Annotated in this window: 16 protein-coding genes; 12 read left to right on the forward strand and 4 right to left on the reverse strand. The window is 63.0% G+C overall.

Annotated features, from left to right (window positions below; all coding sequences use genetic code 11):
• Window positions 1–5 precede the first annotated feature (5 nt).
• The 6 genes from J3A64_RS15840 (at window position 6) to J3A64_RS15865 (ending at window position 8726) form a co-directional block, all read left to right on the forward strand.
• Window positions 6–2324 carry an FdhF/YdeP family oxidoreductase gene (locus J3A64_RS15840; protein ID WP_011773237.1) on the forward strand — a complete coding sequence of 773 codons (2319 nt, stop codon included), beginning with the start codon at window positions 6–8 and terminating at the stop codon, window positions 2322–2324.
• 147 nt (window positions 2325–2471) lie between these two features.
• Entirely contained in the window at window positions 2472–3689 is a 1218-nt protein-coding gene (fdhA, locus tag J3A64_RS15845) for a formaldehyde dehydrogenase, glutathione-independent (protein ID WP_011773236.1), read from the forward strand.
• A gap of 124 nt (window positions 3690–3813) precedes the next feature.
• Window positions 3814–5094: a molybdopterin molybdotransferase MoeA gene (locus J3A64_RS15850; protein ID WP_210064820.1), complete on the forward strand. Its 1281-nt coding sequence runs from the start codon at window positions 3814–3816 to the stop codon at window positions 5092–5094.
• A gap of 104 nt (window positions 5095–5198) precedes the next feature.
• Entirely contained in the window at window positions 5199–6005 is an 807-nt protein-coding gene (locus J3A64_RS15855) for an IclR family transcriptional regulator (protein WP_011773234.1), read from the forward strand.
• Between the two features lie 459 nt (window positions 6006–6464).
• On the forward strand, window positions 6465–8492 hold the full coding sequence (locus J3A64_RS15860; RefSeq protein WP_011773233.1) for a BCCT family transporter: 2028 nt from the start codon (window positions 6465–6467) through the stop codon (window positions 8490–8492).
• Between the two features lie 45 nt (window positions 8493–8537).
• The gene (locus J3A64_RS15865; RefSeq protein ID WP_011773232.1) at window positions 8538–8726 is read left to right on the forward strand and encodes a hypothetical protein; all 189 of its coding nucleotides are present in this window, start codon (window positions 8538–8540) and stop codon (window positions 8724–8726) included.
• A gap of 89 nt (window positions 8727–8815) precedes the next feature.
• Here the strand turns inward: J3A64_RS15865 and J3A64_RS15870 are convergent, their stop codons facing one another.
• On the reverse strand, window positions 8816–9496 hold the full coding sequence (locus J3A64_RS15870; RefSeq protein ID WP_014920580.1) for a fasciclin domain-containing protein: 681 nt from the start codon (window positions 9494–9496) through the stop codon (window positions 8816–8818).
• 200 nt (window positions 9497–9696) lie between these two features.
• Between J3A64_RS15870 and J3A64_RS15875 the strand changes: the two genes are divergently transcribed.
• A complete protein-coding gene (locus J3A64_RS15875) occupies window positions 9697–10269 on the forward strand; it encodes a GNAT family N-acetyltransferase (RefSeq protein WP_210064822.1) in 573 nt (190 codons plus the stop codon).
• On the opposite strand, the gene J3A64_RS15880 is transcribed toward J3A64_RS15875, so the two are convergent.
• Window positions 10262–11026 (reverse strand): IclR family transcriptional regulator, encoded by a 765-nt coding sequence (locus tag J3A64_RS15880; protein ID WP_210064824.1) that lies wholly within the window; start codon window positions 11024–11026, stop codon window positions 10262–10264. The two genes, J3A64_RS15875 and J3A64_RS15880, sit on opposite strands and share 8 nt — an antisense overlap.
• A 178-nt stretch (window positions 11027–11204) precedes the next feature.
• On the opposite strand from J3A64_RS15880, the gene J3A64_RS15885 reads away from it, so the two are divergent.
• Genes J3A64_RS15885 through J3A64_RS15895 form a run of 3 tightly spaced genes read left to right on the forward strand, consistent with a single transcriptional unit; the run spans window position 11205 to window position 13862 of the window.
• A complete protein-coding gene (locus tag J3A64_RS15885) occupies window positions 11205–11936 on the forward strand; it encodes a CoA transferase subunit A (RefSeq protein ID WP_011773228.1) in 732 nt (243 codons plus the stop codon).
• Between the two features lie 19 nt (window positions 11937–11955).
• On the forward strand, window positions 11956–12651 hold the full coding sequence (locus J3A64_RS15890; RefSeq protein ID WP_014920578.1) for a 3-oxoacid CoA-transferase subunit B: 696 nt from the start codon (window positions 11956–11958) through the stop codon (window positions 12649–12651).
• A complete protein-coding gene (locus J3A64_RS15895) occupies window positions 12648–13862 on the forward strand; it encodes an acetyl-CoA acetyltransferase (RefSeq protein ID WP_210064826.1) in 1215 nt (404 codons plus the stop codon). The genes J3A64_RS15890 and J3A64_RS15895 overlap by 4 nt, the downstream gene beginning before the upstream one ends.
• On the opposite strand, the gene J3A64_RS15900 is transcribed toward J3A64_RS15895, so the two are convergent.
• Window positions 13863–14573 (reverse strand): ankyrin repeat domain-containing protein, encoded by a 711-nt coding sequence (locus J3A64_RS15900; RefSeq protein ID WP_210064828.1) that lies wholly within the window; start codon window positions 14571–14573, stop codon window positions 13863–13865.
• A gap of 2 nt (window positions 14574–14575) precedes the next feature.
• Window positions 14576–15151, reverse strand: a complete 576-nt coding sequence (locus tag J3A64_RS15905) for a heme-binding protein (RefSeq protein ID WP_210064830.1) — start codon at window positions 15149–15151, stop codon at window positions 14576–14578.
• Window positions 15152–15341: 190 nt separating this feature from the next.
• Here J3A64_RS15905 and J3A64_RS15910 point away from each other — a divergent pair, with 190 nt between their 5' ends.
• Both J3A64_RS15910 and J3A64_RS15915 read left to right on the forward strand, forming a co-directional pair.
• Window positions 15342–16571 (forward strand): sensor histidine kinase, encoded by a 1230-nt coding sequence (locus J3A64_RS15910; protein WP_210064831.1) that lies wholly within the window; start codon window positions 15342–15344, stop codon window positions 16569–16571.
• Window positions 16568–17194 (forward strand): response regulator transcription factor, encoded by a 627-nt coding sequence (locus J3A64_RS15915; protein ID WP_210064834.1) that lies wholly within the window; start codon window positions 16568–16570, stop codon window positions 17192–17194. Before J3A64_RS15910 ends, J3A64_RS15915 begins: the two co-directional genes overlap by 4 nt.
• Window positions 17195–17201 lie beyond the last annotated feature (7 nt).

Here is a 17201-nt window from a genome sequence, read left to right on the forward strand (position 1 = left end):
TTCCCATGGCGTCCAAAGCCCCCCGCGAGAACATTGACGAGTCAAAGCTGACCGTCACCAAGCCCAAAACCAAGGCAGTGGGCATCCCGGCTGTTGCCAACGCCTTGAAAATCTCACTCGAACAGATGGGCCCACTGCGCAGCGTGCAAACCCTGCTCGCGGTGAACCAGCTCGATGGGTTCGACTGCATGGGTTGCGCCTGGCCCGAGCACGAAAAGCGCAACGCCGCGGAGTTCTGCGAGAACGGCGCCAAAGCCGTGGCAGAGGAAGCCACCCGTCGCCGCGTCACACCGGAATTCTTTGCCCAGCACTCCGTTGCCGATCTCAAGACCCGCGATGACTTCTGGCTGGGGCAGCAAGGCCGGCTCACGCATCCAATGTTCCTCGACGAAGGCGCAACCCACTACAAACCCATCGACTGGGACGACGCTTATGACCTCATGGCCGAGGAACTGCGGGGCATGGAACACCCTGATGAAGCGGTCTTCTACACCTCCGGCCGGACCTCCAACGAAGCAGCATTTGTTTACCAGCTTTTGGTTCGCGGCCTGGGCACCAACAACCTCCCGGACTGCTCCAACATGTGCCATGAATCCTCCGGCTCCGCGCTGGTTGAAACCATCGGCATCGGCAAGGGATCTGTCAGCCTGACGGACTTGGAGACGGCATCGCTGATCTTCGTGGCAGGCCAGAACCCCGGTACCAACCACCCCCGCATGCTCAGTGCTCTGGAAAAGGCGAAGAAAAACGGCGCGGTCATCGTTTCCGTCAACCCGCTTCCCGAAGCCGGGCTCCTGCACTTTGAAAACCCCCAGCACGTGGCCGGCATGATTCAGGGGACCCAGCTGACGGACGACTTCCTGCAGATCCGCGCCGGCGGCGATCAGGCCCTCTTCCAAGGTCTGGGCAAGTACCTTCTGGAGGCTGAAGCTGACGGCCGGAAGACCCCAGGCTTGGAGACGGTCCTGGACCACCAGTTCATCAACAACCACACCGTGGGTATTGATGACTATCTCCGCTACCTGGAAAAGGTGGAATGGGATGACATTGTGGAGGCAACGGGCCTCACGTTGGAGCAGATTCGTTCGACGGGTGAGCGGCTGCTCGCCTCCAGCGCAACCATCGTGTGCTGGGCCATGGGACTGACCCAGCACAAGCATTCCGTACCCACCCTGCGGGACGTGGTCAACGTCCTGCTGCTCCAAGGGAACATCGGCAAGCCTGGTGCGGGTGTTTGTCCGGTGCGCGGACACTCCAACGTCCAAGGCGACCGCACCATGGGCATCTTCGAGAAAATGCCGGAAACGTTCCATGACCGTTTGGACCAGGAGTTCGAGTTCCGGTCTCCCCGCGAGCACGGCTATGACACCGTGGCCGCCATCCGCGCCATGCGGGACGGCCGAGTCCGGTTCTTCATGGGTATGGGTGGCAACTTCGTCCGGGCTGCCCCTGATTCAGAGGTCACCGAGCAGGCACTGGCCAAGACCCGGTTGAGCGTTCAAATCTCCACAAAACTGAACCACTCGCACCTGTCCACGGGTCGACGGGCGCTGATCCTGCCCACACTCGGGCGCACCGAGAAGGATACCCAGCGGACAGGCGACCAGCGGGTCACCGTGGAAGACTCCATGAGCGCCGTTCACGCATCACGGGGACGTCTCAAGCCCGCAAGTGACCACCTCCACTCTGAAGTGGCAATTGTCTGCAATCTGGCACACAGGCTGTTCACCGATGGCCACCATCGCCTGCCCAACACACCCCAGGCCGCGTGGCTCTCACTGCGGGATGACTACTCGCTGATCCGGAAGCACATCGAAGCAGTCTTTGATGGTTTCGAAGACTTCGAAGCGCGGATCCAACATCCCGGCGGCTTTGTGCTGCCACACCCGCCGCGCGATGCAAGGAAGTTTGACACCACGTCCGGCAAGGCACACTTCACGGGCAATGAACTGGAGTTCATCAAGATCCCGCCCGGCCGGCTGGTCCTCCAAACCCTGCGCTCACACGACCAGTACAACACCACCATTTACGGCAAGGACGATCGCTACCGAGGTATCCACGGCGGCCGACGCGTAGTGCTCGTCAACGCCCAGGACATCAGCGACCTGGGTTTTGCTGACGGAGACATGGTGCACCTCATCTCCGAGTTCCAAGGAACGGACAGGCGAGCCGAGAACTTCCGCATCGTGTCGTATTCGACGCCGAAGGGTTGCGCCGCCGCGTACTACCCGGAGACCAACGTCCTGGTGCCTTTGGATTCCGTGGCGGATACCAGCGGAACGCCTACGTCAAAGTCCGTGATCATCAGGATGGAAAAGGCGTAGATCCACAACAGAGTTGTCCACATGTCCGATGGTCCGTGAATGGTGCTTCGGTGGCCTGAAACCTGGGGAGGTATTTCCTCATCGAAGCACCGCTTTCGGATCATTGGGCAGCACATTTCAGCAACAGCCAAAGAATAGGGAGTGACCATGTCAGGAAACAGAGCAGTCGCCTACAAGGAACCTGGTGTCGTGGAGATCATTGACACTGACTACCCAACGTTTGAGCTCAAGGACGGGCCGGGCGTCAACCCAGCCAACGTCGGGCGGAAAGTGCCGCATGGCGCGATCCTGCGAACAGTGACCACCAATATTTGCGGTTCGGACCAGCACATGGTCCGGGGTCGCACCACAGCCCCGCAGGACCTGGTCCTCGGCCACGAAATCACCGGCGAAGTGGTGGAAGTAGGGCCCGACGTCGAGTTCATCAAGGTGGGCGACATCGTCTCCGTGCCGTTCAACATCTCCTGCGGCCGCTGCCGGAACTGTAAAGAACAGAAGACCGGCATCTGCCTCAACGTCAACCCCGACCGCCCCGGCAGCGCCTACGGCTACGTCGACATGGGAGGCTGGGTGGGCGGACAAGCAGAGTTCGTCCTGGTTCCCTACGCCGACTGGAACCTGCTGCGCTTCCCGGACCGCGATCAGGCCCTGGAAAAGATCATGGACCTGACCATGCTCTCGGACATCTTCCCCACCGGCTTCCACGGCGCCGTCACCGCCGGCGTGGGCGTAGGCTCCACCGTTTACGTGGCAGGTGCCGGGCCCGTGGGCCTTGCTGCTGCCGTCGGCGCTCAGCTGCTTGGCGCCGCCGTCGTGATTGTGGGCGACATGAACGAGGACCGCCTGGCACAGGCGCGCTCCTTCGGCTGCGAAACCGTCAACGTGTCCAACGGCGATCCGAAGGAGCAGATCGCACAGATCCTCGGCGTGCCTGAGGTGGACTGCGGCGTGGATGCGGTTGGTTTCGAAGCCCGCGGGCACGGTAAGGATGCCTCCCACGAGGCTCCGGCCACCGTATTGAACTCCCTCATGGACATCACGGCCGCCGGCGGATCCTTGGGTATCCCGGGCCTCTACGTCACGGGCGACCCGGGCGGAATAGACGACGCAGCCAAGCACGGTTCCCTTTCGCTGTCCCTGGGCACCGGCTGGGCCAAGTCCTTGTCCTTTACCACCGGCCAATGCCCGGTCATGAAGTACAACCGTCAGCTGATGATGGCCATCCTCCATGACAAGGTCCAGATAGCCAAGGCAGTCAACGCCAAAGCCATCCCGCTCGAAGACGCTCCGCGCGGCTACGCCGAATTCGACGCGGGCGCGGCAACAAAGTTCGTGCTGAACCCCAACGGCTACGTGAAGGCGTAGTACGAACCAGACTCAGTACGCACCACACGGATACCGGGGACTGCGCGGCAAGAATTACGGGAAGGCCGTGCAGTCCCCGGTATCTGCGTCATACCAGCAGCACCACCTCAGGAAGCGGACAACCATGCTTGCACAAGCTACCTTCATCGACGTTCCCGGCCCCACGGTTTCGGCCGAACGAAGGCATGCCCCATCCTGGGCCGAGGCCCGGCAGCTGGCATACCACTGTGCCGGCCCGCTCCCACCGCTGAACCTGCGCCCCGCCGACGCGATCGGACGCACGCTCACCGCCAACATCACAGCGTCCCAGGATCTCCCGCACTACGCGTCGTCCGCCATGGACGGCTGGGCCATCAACGGCAACGGTCCGTGGGTAATGACGACGGCGGGGCTGCCGCTGTCACCGGGAGAAGCAAGCGTCATCGCCACGGGAGGATTGATCCCTGCAGGCGCCTCAGCCGTCCTGCGCAAGGAAAGCGGCGTGGTTGTTGACGGAGCTGGCGGCGCCCGCCAGCTGACACTCAAACCTGACGCGAAGCTCGGAGAAACACTGCCTGGCCGGCACATACGTCCTGCCGGAGAGGAAGCATCCGCAGGCGAGGTCCTCATACCCGCCGGAACGCTCCTCAATCCTGCCCACATTGCCCTGGCTGCGGTGGCGGGGAGCGACGAACTGCAGGTACAGCGCAAGCCGAGTGTCGCCGTCGTACTAACCGGCTCGGAAGTGGTGACCTCAGGTAAGCCCGCGCCGGGACAGGTCCGCGACGCGTTCGGCCCGCAGCTGGATACTGTCATTTCGCAATTGGGCGGGGAGCCCCGTGGCCAGATCAGGATAGGCGACTCGTACGACGAGTGGCTTGCGGCGCTGGCCGGCGGTCAGTCGGGCCCGCTGCCCGACGTGACGATCACTACCGGCGGAACGGGGAAATCAGGGACAGACCACTTCCGCGATGCCATTGCGGCACTCGGTGGCCGGCTCCTGCTGGACGGAATCGCCATGCGGCCAGGTCATCCGGCGGTGATGGCGGAACTTCCCGATGGCCGCTTTGTCATCGGGCTCCCTGGAAATCCCCTGGCCGCCATGATGGCACTCATGACCCTGGGCGAACCCCTGTTGGCGGCCTTGGGAAACCGGCCTCTCCAAAGTGCCGTCCTGATGACGTCGGGCGCGGACATCGATCCGGACCCGGGACGGACCCGGCTCATGCCCTGCACCCTTGTCCACGACCTCGTGTTCCCCGCCTCCCACACGGGTCCAGGCATGATGCGGGGTCTTGCTTGGGCAGACGGATACATGGCTGTTCCCCCTGCCGGTGCAGCAGCTGGCACGCCTGTTCAGGTCCTGCCGCTGCCGTGGACGACATCCTTCAGTTCCGGAGTCCGGACACGAGTCCCCATGGTGTGAAAGGGTCCCTGCAAAACTCCGTCTAGGATGAGGAAAGACGAGGGTGCAGGCCGGACAGGGTTATCAGCCCAAGGCGGCCTGCCTGGACAACGACACGGGGCATCATGGCCGAACGCAACCACGCGGACACTGACAAGGGCGCAGACGCCCAAGGCGGCGGCGTCCAATCTGTGGACCGCGCGCTCCAGATCCTGGAAATCCTGGCCCGCGAAGGCGATGCCGGAGTGAGCGAAATCGCCGAAGAAATGGGCATCCACAAATCCACCGTGTCCAGGCTGGTGGGCTCCTTGGTCAACCGCGACATCGTCCGGCAGAACAGTGAGCGCGGCAAGTACCAGCTGGGCTTTGGGATCCTCCGCCTCGCATCGTCAATTCCGGGCAGGCTAAGCGTGGTGCATGAGGCGCGGGAAGTCCTTGAAGCACTGGCAGCCGAGTACAAGGAAACCGTCAACCTGGCCGTCCTGAGGTCCAACTACGCTGTCAACGTGGATCAGGCGATGGGGCCCTCCACACTGGCCACTTACGACTGGGTGGGCAGCTTGACGCCGCTGCACGCAACGTCCAGCGGCAAGGTTCTCCTTGCTGCACTGACCGCCGACGAAAGAACCCAGGTCTTCAAGGCAGTGGGCCTGCCCGCACGAACGCCACGAACCGTGACAAACCGCGGGGAGCTGGAAAAGCAGCTGCTCGACGTGGCCCGCAACGGGTACGCCACAGTCCACGAAGAATTTGAAATCGGCCTTACTGCCGTTGCTGTGCCCATTTTCAACCACGCGGGCAGCGTCATTGCCGCCGTCAGCATTTCCGGTCCGGCGTTCCGCTTTTCACCCGAGGAACAGCCAGGGCTCATCAAGAGCCTCCGGGAGGCGGGACTGACCATCAGTGCCCGTATGGGCTACAGGCCGCGCTAGCTACCGCGGCTCAGCCATACCCTCACTACTTTCCGGAACGAAGCTCGCCGGAGTGACGCTCGCTGTCCCCTGATGCCATCAGGGACGCGTTATTCGCAACCCCACCCATGATACGCAACGTTTCTCTTCCAGCCAATTGATATATCAATTTGCTGTTAAAGAGCGGGAAGCCCTTGACTTTGGATGTGACGGAGCGCACTCTGTTGCATAGCGCGGATGTTGTTGATTCCTGCGGAACACGCCCTGGAGCATCGACCGACGACTCAGCCGCCCCCGTCCCACGAACCAGAAGAGGTGAATCATCCCTATCGCCTGCCCGCTCCGTGACCGCGCACTCGGGGAGGCGCCACGGCCCGCCATGATCATCGGATCGGAGGAAGCCCCAACCTTCCCGCCGATCCATTTACCAAGGCCTCGTAGAAACGCAGGCTCATGACACGCCGAGCAAAGGACCCGCTCATGGCTATAAACAGTGACACAAAACCGCTGACACCCGAGGAAATACCTGCCAACGGACACGTGGCAGGTACCCCGGCTGCAGCCAGCCCAACCAACCCCGCCCGCGCGGAGAACCCTGAAGAAGTCATCAGCGTCTCCCCCGACACCACCTTGGCAGCCCTCGACGCTGAGGACGGAGGCGCAGAAATCCTTCCCGATTCTGAAGAGTACGAACAGATCATGGAAGAGCTGCGCCACGCCAAGACCGAGCAGGCCGTTTCGGCCCGCCGGAACCGCAAACTTACTCTCGACAAAGTCACCTTCGGGATCACAGGCGCCATCGCCGTCGCCTTCGTGGTCTGGGGCTTCGTCGGAAGGGACAGCCTTTCCGCGACCTCCAAAGGCGCCCTGAACTGGGTCATGGAGTACACGGGCTGGCTGTTCATGGTCCTCGCATCATTGTTCGTCGTCTTCGTCCTGTGGCTTGCCCTCGGCAAGTTTGGCAACATCCCGCTGGGCAAAGACGGAGAGAAGCCTGAGTTCCGTACCATCTCCTGGGTAGCCATGATGTTCGCCGCAGGCATGGGCATCGGGCTCATGTTCTACGGTGTGGCTGAACCGCTGTACCACTACATCTCACCGCCCCCGGGCACCGTGGACGGCCGCACACCAGCAGCCATCCAGACGGCCATGGCCACATCCATCTTCCACTGGACCTTGCACCCCTGGGCCATGTACGCAGTGGTCGGCATCGCCATGGCCTACGGCACCTACCGGCTGGGCCGCAAGCAGCTGGTCTCCGCAGCCTTCACATCGCTTTTCGGCATCCGCATGGTGGAAGGTCCGCTTGGGAAGTTCATCAACATCCTGGCCATCTTCGCCACGCTCTTCGGAACCGCCGCCTCACTGGGCCTCGGCGCACTCCAGATCGGCAGCGGCATGACATCCAATGGATGGCTGGGTGAGGTCGGCACTCCCGTGCTGGTGGTCATCGTCGCGATTCTGACCTTCTGCTTCGTGGCATCCGCTGTTTCAGGCATCAGCCGCGGCATCCAGTGGCTCTCCAACATCAACATGGTGTTGGCGGTTGTCCTGGCCCTTATTGTGTTCGTTGCCGGTCCCACCCTGTTCATCCTCAATCTCATCCCTTCCGCCGTGGGTGACTACGCCAGGGACCTCGCCGAAATGTCCTCACGGACCGAAGCTGTGGGAGACGACTCCTTGCGCAGCTGGATGACCAGCTGGACCATCTTCTACTGGGCTTGGTGGATCTCCTGGACGCCCTTCGTCGGAATGTTCATCGCCCGCATCAGCCGTGGCCGCACCATCCGCCAATTCGTCACCGGCGTCCTGCTGGTGCCCAGCGTTGTCAGCGTCATCTGGTTCGGCATTTTCGGCGGGGCTGCGTTCCACGTCCAGCAAGAAGCTGACAAAGCCGGCACACCGGGCCTTGTAACCATGGTGGACGGCGCGCCCTCCATCAACTTCGACGGCGCGCTCTTCGATCTGGTCAAGAACCTTGGCATGCCTGGTTGGCTGACCGCAGCCGTCATTGTCCTGGCCATGGTCCTGGTGGCGATATTCTTCGTCACCGGCGCCGACGCAGCCTCCATCGTGATGGGATCCCTCAGCTCCAATGGTGCCGAGCACCCGCGTCGAGGAGTGGTGATCTTCTGGGGAAGCCTCACCGGCGCAGTGGCAGCGGTCATGCTGCTTGCAGGCGGCGATAAACCATCGGAAGCGTTGTCAGGCCTGCAAAGAGTAACCATCGTGGCGGCGCTGCCTTTCGTGATCGTCATGCTGCTGCTCTGTTTCGCACTGGTCAAAGACCTCCGCCGCGACCCGCTGCAGTTGCACAAGCGCTTGGCCACTTCAGTGGTGGAACGAGCCATCCGGACGGGCGTCGAACAACACGGCGGCGTTCAGTTCGACCTCGTCACCAAGCACGATTGCGCTGAAAAATGCACGGAGTCCGACTGCGTCGGGGGAACACCCACGGGAACCATTCCGTTGGTTGGCAAACCCCAACTGGAATCAGACGACAAATAGCCCGGCTTCAACGGACCCTCACTTAAGACATCAGGAAGGTTTACCATGTCCAAAATCGCTACCCAGGGCACCCTTCGCCTCAACACTCAGTCCAGCGCCCAGGCCGGCAAGGATGTGACTCTTACCTTGGACTCATCCAAACCAATGACAGTGCGTATTGAGGTTGACCACTGCCCCTGCGGGTCCGAACACAACCGGGCCGGCTCCTACGTCGACACTGACTTCAGCCGCTAGAGCCCAACACAACAGCTAGTCCCTACACAACAAAGCAGGCGCCGGATTCCGGCGCCTGCTTTGCTGTTAGTGCTGGTGGAAGCTAAGGCCTATTTGGGCATCAGCACTGAATCGATCAGGTAAACCGTGGCGTTGGCGGTCTGAACACCGCCGCAGATCACGTTGGAAGCTCCGTCAACCGTGAGGGCATCCTTGGTGCCGGCAACCGTCACTTCGCCACCCTGGACAGTCTTGTGGGTGCCGACGATCTGGTCCGGGGTCAGCTGACCGGGGACTACGTGGTAGGTGAGAATCTTGCTCAGCAGGGCATCGTCCGTCTTGAGCGTCTCGATTGTGGCGGGGTCGATCTTGGCGAAAGCATCGTCAACCGGTGCGAACACCGTGAATTCGCTGCCGTTCAGGGTGGAGACCAAGTCAACCTTGGGGTTGAGCTGACCCGAAACGGCGGCGGTCAGGGTCTTGAGCAGCGGGTTGTTCGATGCTGCTACGGCTACCGGGTCCTGGGCCATGCCCATTACCGAACCGGCACCGTCCGGAACCTGTGCGGCATAACCGGCGCAGCCGGGGCCCACAAGGTTAGCGGCCGGATCCATGGCAGCGCTGGACATGGCGGAGGCCGACGGCGACGGTGCCGCCATGGAGGTTTCCGGGGCGGCAGACGAAGCAGCCGGCGTGCTGGTGGTGCTTGAACCACCACAGGCAGTAAGTCCGAGAAGGGCGGCTGCAGTGAGGCCAACGAAGGCGAGGGCGGGGCGCTTTGTGGACAACATGTCATTCTCCTTGTTTTTGGAACCAGGGCGTTGGATCCATTGGTTGGCGGGACACGGGCTGAAAGTGATGCTTTTGCTTCACTAGCGGTTTGTGTCTCATCAGCTATTCGGAGGATGGGACGGGGTGGATGGGTGCGAATTGAAAAAGTTTTTATTCGTGATTGCTGCGGCGGGGCGTAACCCGGTGACAGGATGGGCGGATGGCAATCGATGTTCGACCCGCGACGGTGTTCGATGACGTGAAAACCATGGTGGGGCCCAAGAGCCCCGATGCGAATGTGTGCTGGTGCCTGAGCTACCGGATCCCGTCGAAACTGAACCAGGAGCTCCAGAGGCAGGAGCGCGGGAAGTTCGTTAAGCAGCTGGTAGCTATGGACCCGCCCCCAGGCGTTTTAGCCTACGACGGCGACGAAGTAGTCGGGTGGGCAGCGGTTCACCCGCGCGCGGACACCACTTTTGCGAAGAACCGCAAGATCCCCCAGGTGGATGAGAGCAACGTGTGGTCGGTCTGGTGTATTCGGGTGAGGCCCGGGCATCGCGGCAAGGGCATTTCGCACGAGTTACTGCGTGGGGCGATTGACTTCGCCAAGAGCCAAGGCGCGCCTGCCATCGAGGGTTACCCCGTGGACAACAAGGGCGGCAAGGTGGATCTGACCATGGCATACGTGGGCACCCGCCGACTGTTCGAGAAGGCCGGTTTCACAAAGGTCGCGGAAACGACGTCCGTGCTCAACGGCTTCCCCAGGGTGCTCATGCGCCTAGACCTCAGCTAGCGCCTTGTAACCGCGCGGTCATTCGGTGCGCTTCCTCGAGCAACAGTTTGCCCAGGAACTCTTGGCGGTCCGGCCGGAATCTTGGCTCAATGCCTGTCAAGGAAAGAGCCCACGCCGGCCTTCCCTGCTGGTCAAACACTGCAGCGCCCATCCCCCAGCTGCCCTCAAGAATCAGCCCGGGATTTACGGAGTAGCCGGCCAAACGGGTCTGCTCCAGGTTGTCCCGCACTACGCGGGCCGGATGTCCCGCGGCAAAGTCGCCCGCATGCCCCGGCCAGTCGTTGAGCAACGATTCCTGCTCTTCGGGAGGCAGGAAAGCCATGATCGCCGTCCCTGCCGACGCGACTCCCAGCGGGAACCGCACCCCCTCGTGCAGCACGAAGGAACGCACGGGGAACGAGCCCTCCTCCCGCAACACGCACACGGTTTCGTTTCCACGACGTATGGAGAAGAAGGCACTCTCCCCTGTCTCGGCAGCCAACCGGCGCAGCGACGGCCGGGCGATGTCCTCCATGGGGAAACGTGCAGCAGCTACGGATCCCAGCAGGAAGATCTCCGGGCCCAGCACCCATTTTCCAGAGTCTGAATCGTGCTCCAACAGCCCTTCAGCAGCCAGCGACGTCAGCAGCCGGTGCACGGTTGGCCTGGTCAGCCCGGACTCACGTACCAAGCCAGCCAATGAGGTGCCTTCGGGCTTGCGTCCCACCAGGCGAAGCAGCAGGGCTACCCGGCCTACTACTTGTGCTCCCTGAACCATCACGGCACCCTTTCGAATAATTCATCCACAATATGGACACCTTTAAGCGTAGCGTCCACAGCGTGAGTCACCAACACATCCCGCCGTTGACCCGCATCCGCAAGAACCCTAGGCTCCACTACAGAGGAACTCAGTCCACAAAGTGGATACGCACATAAAACTCAAAGAGGAGTCAAGCATGGCCAAGATCCACACCAGCGCAGCCCAGGCGCTCCATGACCTCATGGCAGACGGCTTGACCATCGCCGTCGGCGGCTTTGGCCTCAGCGGTATCCCCGCGGACCTGATCGACGCCGTCCGTGAGTCGGGCGCCAAGGACCTCACCATCGTTTCCAACAACATGGGCGTGGACGGCAAGGGCCTTGGGGTCCTGATTGAAGCGGGCCAGGTCCGGAAGGTCATCGCGTCCTACGTGGGTGAGAACAAGCTCTTCGCCGAGCAATACCTCGCTGGCCAGCTCGAGGTTGAGTTCACCCCGCAGGGCACACTCGCCGAACGTCTCCGGGCCGGGGGCGCCGGCATTCCTGCTTTCTACACACGAACCGGCGTGGGCACGTTGGTTGCCGAAGGCAAGCCGTTGGAAGAGTTCGACGGCGTGACGTACGTCCGCGAGCGCGCCATCACCGCCGACGTCGCGCTGGTCCACGCCCACACCGCCGATACCGACGGCAATCTGGTGTACCGCTACACGGCCCGGAACTTCAATCCTGTGGTCGCCACAGCTGGCAAGGTGACCATCGCCGAGGCCGAGGTCATCGTGCAACCGGGCGAGCTGGATCCCAACCACATCGACACCCCGGGCGTCTACGTGCAGCGGCTCGTCCAAGCAATCAACCGGGTCAAGGACATCGAACAGCGCACTGTCCGCCCGCGCCCGGAGGCACGGCGCGCTGAAGCACTGACGGCCTAAGGCAAAGGAGCACATCATCATGGCATGGACACGTGACCAGATGGCCGCGATTGCGGCCGAAGAACTGAACGACGGCGACTACGTAAATCTCGGCATCGGCATTCCAACGTTGGTGGCCAATAACCTGCCCGACGGCGTGCGGGTGGTACTCCAGAGCGAGAACGGCCTGCTGGGCATGGGCCCGTTCCCGTTTGAGGGCGAGGAGGACGCGGACCTTATTAATGCCGGCAAGCAAACCGTCACCATTACCCCCGGTGGCAGCATTTTCGACTCCGCCACGTCGTTCGGCATGATCCGCGGCGGGCACGTGAAGGTGGCCATCCTGGGCGCCATGCAGGTGTCCGGGTCCGGCGACCTTGCCAACTGGACCATCCCCGGCAAGATGGTCAAAGGCATGGGCGGCGCCATGGACTTGGTGGCCGGGACGCCCCGGGTGGTTGTCCTCACCGAGCACAACGCCAAGGACGGTTCGGCCAAGATCGTCACCGACTGCACGCTCCCGCTCACGGGGCTCAAATGCGTTGACCGGATCATCACGGACCTGGCCGTTTTCGATATAGTTCCGGATCCAGAGAAGCACGACGGCGGCACGCGGCTGCTGCTGACCCGCCTCGCACCGGGCCTCACGGTGGAAGAAATCCGCATCAAGACCGACGCGGCGTTCACGGTAGCGCTGACGGCTGAAGAACCCACGCTAGAAGGAGCACACGCATGAGCCTGAAGGACCAGTTCGGCAAAGACATCCTGCTCACCGGATGGGGGCACAGCAAGTTCGGCAAACTGGGCGATGAGACGTTGGAGTCGCTGATCGTCCAGGTTGCCGGCGAAGCGATCAGCAACTCGGGGCTGGCCCCCAAGGACATCGACGAAATTTACCTTGGCCAGTTCAACTCCGGTATGCAGCCTCTCGGATTTACGTCGTCACTGGCACTCCAGTTGTCGGCGGACCTTGCCAACGTCCCCGCAACACGCACCGAGAACGCCTGCGCTTCCGGTTCCGCGGCGTTCCAACAAGGTGTTAAAGCTGTCCTGTCTGGAACTGCCCGCAACGTCCTGGTGATCGGTGCTGAGAAGATGACCGACGCCGGCGCGGACGTTGTGGGAGCAGCGCTGCTCGGTGCTTCCTACGAGATGGCCGGTAAAGCGTCCTCCACCGGTTTCACCGGCCTGTTCGCGGAGGTAGCCAAGCACTACGACAAGCGGTACGGGGCAGGAATCAACGGCCCGGGCTTTGAAAATGGCCTCGGCGACGTCCTCGGTTCCATCGCCGCCAAGAACCATCGCAACGGCATGGACAACCCCTACGCCCAAATGCACCGGGACTTCGGCGTTGAGTTCTGCCGGACCATCTCCGAGAAGAACCCCATGGTGGCCGAACCCTTGCGCCGCACCGACTGTTCGCCGGTCTCCGACGGTGCTGCCGCCGTCGTGCTGTCCACGTCGGCGACCGGAGGCGCAACCGCACCAGTGCGGCTTGCTGGGTTCGGCCACGCCAACGACTTCTTCCCCGCAGAGAAGCGCGACCCCACGGAGTTCGCCGCCACGAGGGCTTCGTGGGAACGCGCGCTGGGCATGGCGGGCGTGGACATTGAGGACCTGGACTTCGCCGAGGTGCATGACTGCTTCACCATCGCCGAACTCATCATGTACGAGGCCATGGGTCTTACTCCCCGCGGCGAGGGCGCACGTGCCATCAAGGAAGGTTGGGTCTTCAAAGACGGCAAGCTGCCCATCAACGTCTCCGGCGGCCTGAAAGCCAAGGGGCATCCGGTGGGCGCGACGGGCGTATCGCAGCACGTCATCGCCGCGATGCAACTCAGCGGCACCGCAGGAGACATGCAGCTGCCCAACGCCCGCCGCGGCGCCGTCCAGAACATGGGCGGCGTGGGCATCGCCAACTACGTGAGTGTGCTGGAAGCGCTGTAGCTAGCGGTTGCGGATCAGCGCCGCGATCTCCGTAAACCCGAGCCGCTCTGCATTCTGCAGGGCGGTTCGGCCTTGGGGGTCGCGGATGTCCGGGGTGGCTCCCGCTGCCAGGAGTTGCCGGACCACGTCCTGCTGATTGGGCCCACCATTGTTAAGCAGGATCGCTTCCTGCATGGCGGTCCACCCCAAATTGTTGACGTGGTCCACGGGCACGCCTGCTGCGATCAGAATCCGAACAGTTTCCGTGTGCCCATGCTCGCTCGCAGGGATCAGGGCAGTGCCGCCGTACCGATTGGTGCTGCGAACATCCGCTCCTGCAGCCAACGTCAGCTGCAGGACCTCGTTGAAACCCTCGGCGCCGGCGTAGAGGAACGCGGAGTCCTGAATCTCGTCCTTCGCGTTGACGTTGCCACCCGCCGCGATCAGTTCGCGGACCTTCGCAGCGTCGTTGGCTTTCGCGGCGAGGATGAGGAGTCGGTCGGTTTCGATTTGGGCCTCCGGTGAGAGTTTGGCTTCCGCTGATTGTTGGGCCGGCACAGCAGCCGACGACGCCGGCCCGGGACCGGCGTTCGACGACGCGGCTTGGGTGGGGGTTGCTTGAGTCGGCGTCGGGCTGGAAGGCGACGGGGCCGCCGTCGTACATCCGGACAGCAGCCCGAGCACCAGCACGCCCGCCCCCACCACCCGCGCTTTTGTACCGAGGGCGTTCATGGCTACTTCGCTGCTGCGGCCAAGGTATCGGCGCCGGCAGTGGCGCAGGCTTCGTCGAGTGCGCCGTCGGGTGCGCCGCCAACTCCGATGCCCGCAACGGAAACGCCGTTGACCTTCAGCGGAACGCCACCCGGCAGGAAGAGGGTCCCGGGGAGGTCGGCGATGGACGGGCCGTTGCCGTTGATGCGCTTGGCGAGCTCGCTGGTTGGAGCGCCGAAGGCTGCTGCCGTGTAGGCCTTCTGCTTGGCGGCTTCGATGGTGTGCTCGGCGGCATTGTCACCGCGAAGGAGGGCCTGGACGGTGCCGAAGCGGTCAACCAGGGCCACGGTCACGAACGGCAGCTTGTCGGCCTGGCACTTGGCCAGCGCCGCGTTGACGGCTTTGCTCGAAGCTCCCACGGAGATGCGGTTCTGGGCGACGACATTTTCCGGCGCGGGCAGGACGTCTGCGGCAACCTTCACGGGCGCTGCAACAGGCGCGGCAGCGGGTGCCACTGCGTTGGCCACGGCCGTCACTCCGCCGGTGAGCAGCAATGCTCCGGCAGCTGCGGCGGCAATCATCTTCTTGGACTTCTTCACTGTGTTCTCCTCGTAGTAAGCATCGGGTACAGCTCCATGCTTCCGCGAATGTCCCCACGCCACATCGGCCGGCCGCCGTGCACGGGCTCAACCTTTCCTCCACCGGTATCAGCCAAAAGGTGGAGAGACCAACCACTCCGCGGGGACCTAGCATGGAAAGAACGCCTTCAACTGAAACCGGGAACCGCCCATGCCAACTACCCGCTTACGGCCCGAACCTGGCAACCAGCCCAGCAACCGGATCGATGGACGTCTTGATGCCGTAGTGCATTCGGGCTTTGCCGTGCTGATGGTGGCCTCCGCGGTCAGGTACGTCATGCGTCACTCCCCCGCAGACAACCTGTGGACCGTCGCCCTGGCCATAGCCGTGTGTGCACTGTATGCGGTCACCGCCGTGCTGGCCCATCGGCAACCACGTCGGGGTAGGCAACAGCTGTGGATTCCGTGGATGGTCGCGTTAGTGGCAGCATGGGCCGCGCTGGTGGTGGTCGCTCCGAGCTTCGCCTGGTGTTCCTTCGCCATCTTCTTCCTCACGCGCACGGCCTTCCGGGGATGGTCGGGCTACGTGGCGGGCGGTGCGACGGCGGCCGCTACCGCCGTCGGCCTCTTCCGGATGAGCGACTGGACGGACATCGCCATGCTGCTCGGGCCCCTCGCGGCGGGCGCCCTGCTCACGCTGATCTACGACAAGATTGAACGCGACGCGGCACTGCAACGCAGGCTTTTCGACGACGTCACCCAGGCCCAGGAGCAACTCGCCGCCAAGCAACGTGAAGCCGGAATCGCCACCGAACGCGAGCGTGTTTCACGAGAAATCCACGACACCGTGACCCAAGGCCTGGCCAGCAGCCTGCTCCTCCTTGAGGCGGCCCAACGGTCATGGCCAGCCGAAACCGCCCATGACGACGTACGCAAGGCAACGGATTTGCTCAGGCGCAACCTCGCCGACACCCGCAGCCTGGTGCACGAACTCTCCGCCCCCGGCCTCGAGACGGGTCCGCTCCCGGAGGCCTTGGAACATGCAGCACGGCAATATGTGGATAACATCAACGTCCAGGTCACCGGTGCGCCTCAGCCCCTTCCTTCCGAGGTGCGGCATGCCCTGCTCCGCGTCACGCAAAGCGCAGCTGCCAACATCAAACTCCACGCCCACGCGAACCACGCCAGTGTGACTGTGGGGTACCTTCCGGACGCGGTCACCTTGGACGTGTTCGACGACGGCCGCGGCTTTGACCCCGCAGCGGTACCTCCGGCGTCGGCACACGGAGGATACGGCCTCCGCGCCATGCGGCAGCGGGTTGAACAGCTGGGCGGAGAATTGTCCGTGGAGAGCTCGCCCGGTGAAGGAACCATCATCGCGGCGCAGTTCCCGCTGGCCCGGGTTACCGATCCGGAAAACGCCCTGAAGGAGGCCCTGTGAACACCATCTCCGTGCTCCTCGTGGATGACCATACGGTGGTCCGGAGCGGACTCAAGGCGCTGTTGGGCACCCAAGACGATATCGCCGTCGTCGGGGAAGCGTCCTCCGGTGAGGAAGCCCTGGAAGCCGCCCAAGAGCATATGCCCGCGGTAGTCCTCATGGATTTGGCCATGGGTGCCGGGATGGATGGCATCGAGGCCATCAAGCAACTCCGTCAGCGGAACCCGAAGCAGGCCGTCATCGTGTTCACCACCTACGATTCGGACGCCGACATCGTCCGCGCGGTGGACGCCGGAGCCATGGGCTATTTGCTCAAGGACGCGGCCCCGGAGGAGATCTTCGCGGCCGTTCGGGGCGCTGTGCAGGGGAAGAGCGTGATGAGTGCGCCGGTGGCTTCGCGCCTGTTCCAACAATTGCGGAATCCTGATGAGATCCTCACTCCCCGCGAAGCAGAGCTGCTCAGCCTCCTCACCGAAGGCCTCAGCAACCGCGACCTCGGGAAACGGCTGTTTATCTCGGAGGCAACTGTCAAAACCCACCTCGCGCACATCTACGCCAAATTGGGTGTCGAAACGCGTGCCGCAGCAATTGCCACAGCTATCCGGCGAGAGGGGATGCGGTAAAGGCGGC

It is taken from the genome of Pseudarthrobacter sp. PvP004 (assembly GCF_017876035.1).
GTDB classification, from domain to species: domain Bacteria; phylum Actinomycetota; class Actinomycetes; order Actinomycetales; family Micrococcaceae; genus Arthrobacter; species Arthrobacter aurescens_A.